The following is a 2,354-nucleotide window of genomic DNA, read 5'->3' on the forward strand; positions in this document are numbered from 1 at the left end:
TGCAAAAACCAATATCGTCATTCTGAAGCCGACGAAGAACCCTGGCTTCAAAGAGGTTTGCGGAAAAAACTTCAACTTGCGGATTTTTTAAAAATTTGGTATAATGTTTCATACCTTGGCAATTGAATAAGATTTTTACGATTTGATTTTTGAATTAAAATTTAACGGGTTTGTAGCCTACCTATGAGGAATTGAATTCTTAATTCAGAATAGAAGAAGTCAGAGAGCCTAAGGTTTGTAGCCTACCTACGAGGAATTGAAACTCCATACCCTGTACAATATTTGGAATTACGAATATAGTTATTAGCTTACCTATGAGGAATTGAAGTGAGTACGTGCTTATCGCAACGTATTCTTTTCCGTCTGTTTGTAGCCTACCTATTAGGAATTGACTATCAAATTTCTCAAGCGGTATTAAGTAGTATCTGTAAAGTTTGTAGCCTACCTATGAGGAATTGACAATAAAAAGACGGGGACAAAAGATACATAATGATGTCTGTTTTTGTAGCCTACCTATGAGGAATAAGGTTGCTTTTAAAAAAGTTTTTGATATTGGTGTTATCTTGCCTGTCATTCTGCAGCCGGCGAAGAATCTCATGATTTTTCAAATCAAAAAAATCAAAAGAGGAGATCCTTTGGTTTTACAGCCTCAGGATGGTACGGAAAGGTAAGCTTGCAAGAATTTTAGAACAGTTTTCAAAAACTTATTGACAACTCATCAGAAAATCTCATAAAATTATTCAGAAAAAATAAAAAGAGAGAAAAATTTTGAGAATAAAATTAGTATTAGAAAAAGAGGGGAAAGATTTAGCACTGCCCGTTCATTACAATCAAATCATACAAGGAATGCTCTATCGTAGCCTGCCAAGACTACTTGCCAAATTTCTACACGATGTAGGATTTTTCCATAACAACAGACCATTTAAACTATTTACATTCTCTAAAATATTCACAGAAAAATTCAACATTCATAACTCTACAGCCTACTTTAAACCACCAATTACCATATACATATCATCAGCCATAGAAGAAGTCTCAAAATCCTTTGTAGAAACAGTACTACAAAGAGAAAAAATAATACTAAACAGACAACCACTTACACTTAAATCTATAGAAATATTACCAAAACCAAAATTTAATCAAATAAACAAAATAAGAACCTTATCACCCATCACAGTTTATAAAACTATAGAAAAAGAAGACGGTAAAAGGTTTACTCAGTATATCTTCCCGGAAGACCCAAACTTTGCCACACTGATAAAAGAAAACATAAAAAAGAAATACAGCATAATAAAAGGCAAAGGATTAGAAGACTTTGAATTCGAGATAAAACCAATAAACTATAAAGTAAAACCATTAAAATATAAAGACTATATAATAAAAGCAGTAGATGGAGAATTTGAGATAAAAACAGACCCGGAGATATTAGAGGCAGTATACGACGCAGGGCTTGGAGCCAAAAACTCACAAGGCTTTGGAATGATAGAAATAATGTCAGAAAACTAAAAGAAAAAAGTTTATATAAAACGAATAAGCTAAAAAGAGGTAGTAAATGAATAGCTACTATAAAATAGCAATGGCAGGATTACTACACGACATTGGAAAATTCTACCAAAGAGCTGGGAAAGGGAAAAACCTACCTTATCAAGAATTTAAATATCAACATGCACTATTTACACATCAATGGTTTGAAGACCCAGAAATAAAACCAAGTCTATCAAAAGCTTTTAGCAACATAGATGAGATTAAGGTTTGGGCATCAAGACATCACAACCCGGAAGATTCTTTAGAAAGTAAAGTTTTACAAAAAGCCGACCATTTATCATCAGAAGAGAGAGAAAAAGAAAAAGAAGATGAATTTAACTTGCTTCACACAGTATTTGAGAGAGTTTCTTTTATAGAAGACTCAGAAAAAGAAGATGATTTAGAATTTTGGGGATATTACAAATTAAAACCCTTGGATTTTGAAAATCTTGAAGATACAATCTTTCCAGTGATAATCCAGAGAACGGCAAAAACAGGAAAGTTAGCCAATCCAAGCGATGAGAGAAAAATCAGAGAAGAAGAGAGTAAGTATCCAGAGCTTTATAAAAAGTTTTTAGAAGATTTTAAAAAAATAAATTACTTTAAGGAAGAGCAGGCTTTTAACTTTATATATTACCTATTGCAAAAATACTTATGGTGTGTGCCAGCATCTAAATACGATAAAGAACGGGGGTCAAGACACTATCCGGATATATCACTATTTGACCATTCAAGAGTATTGTCAGCAATAGCAGTTTGTCTGTATGATTATAAACAAGAAAAACCACAATACAATCTAAACGATGAAAAAGAAAAAGTATTCTTACTCT

General features: G+C 32.5%; 2 protein-coding genes and 1 CRISPR repeat array. Both genes read left to right on the forward strand.

Translation table 11 applies throughout. The features are described from left to right. The first annotated feature begins 169 nt into the window (after nt 1-169). Nucleotides 170-524: direct repeats of the CRISPR family, unit length 23 nt; unit sequence TTTGTAGCCTACCTATGAGGAAT. A gap of 244 nt (nt 525-768) precedes the next feature. Beyond that, on the forward strand, nt 769-1,506 hold the full coding sequence (gene cas6 / locus SULYE_RS07695; RefSeq protein WP_007548192.1) for a CRISPR-associated endoribonuclease Cas6: 738 nt from the start codon (nt 769-771) through the stop codon (nt 1,504-1,506). A gap of 46 nt (nt 1,507-1,552) precedes the next feature. Further along, nucleotides 1,553-2,354 (forward strand): HD domain-containing protein (locus SULYE_RS07700; RefSeq protein ID WP_007548193.1); only part of this gene is annotated, 802 nt, incomplete at its 3' end.

The sequence above is a fragment of the Sulfurihydrogenibium yellowstonense SS-5 genome (assembly GCF_000173615.1).
Taxonomy (GTDB): Bacteria; Aquificota; Aquificia; order Aquificales; family Hydrogenothermaceae; genus Sulfurihydrogenibium; species Sulfurihydrogenibium yellowstonense.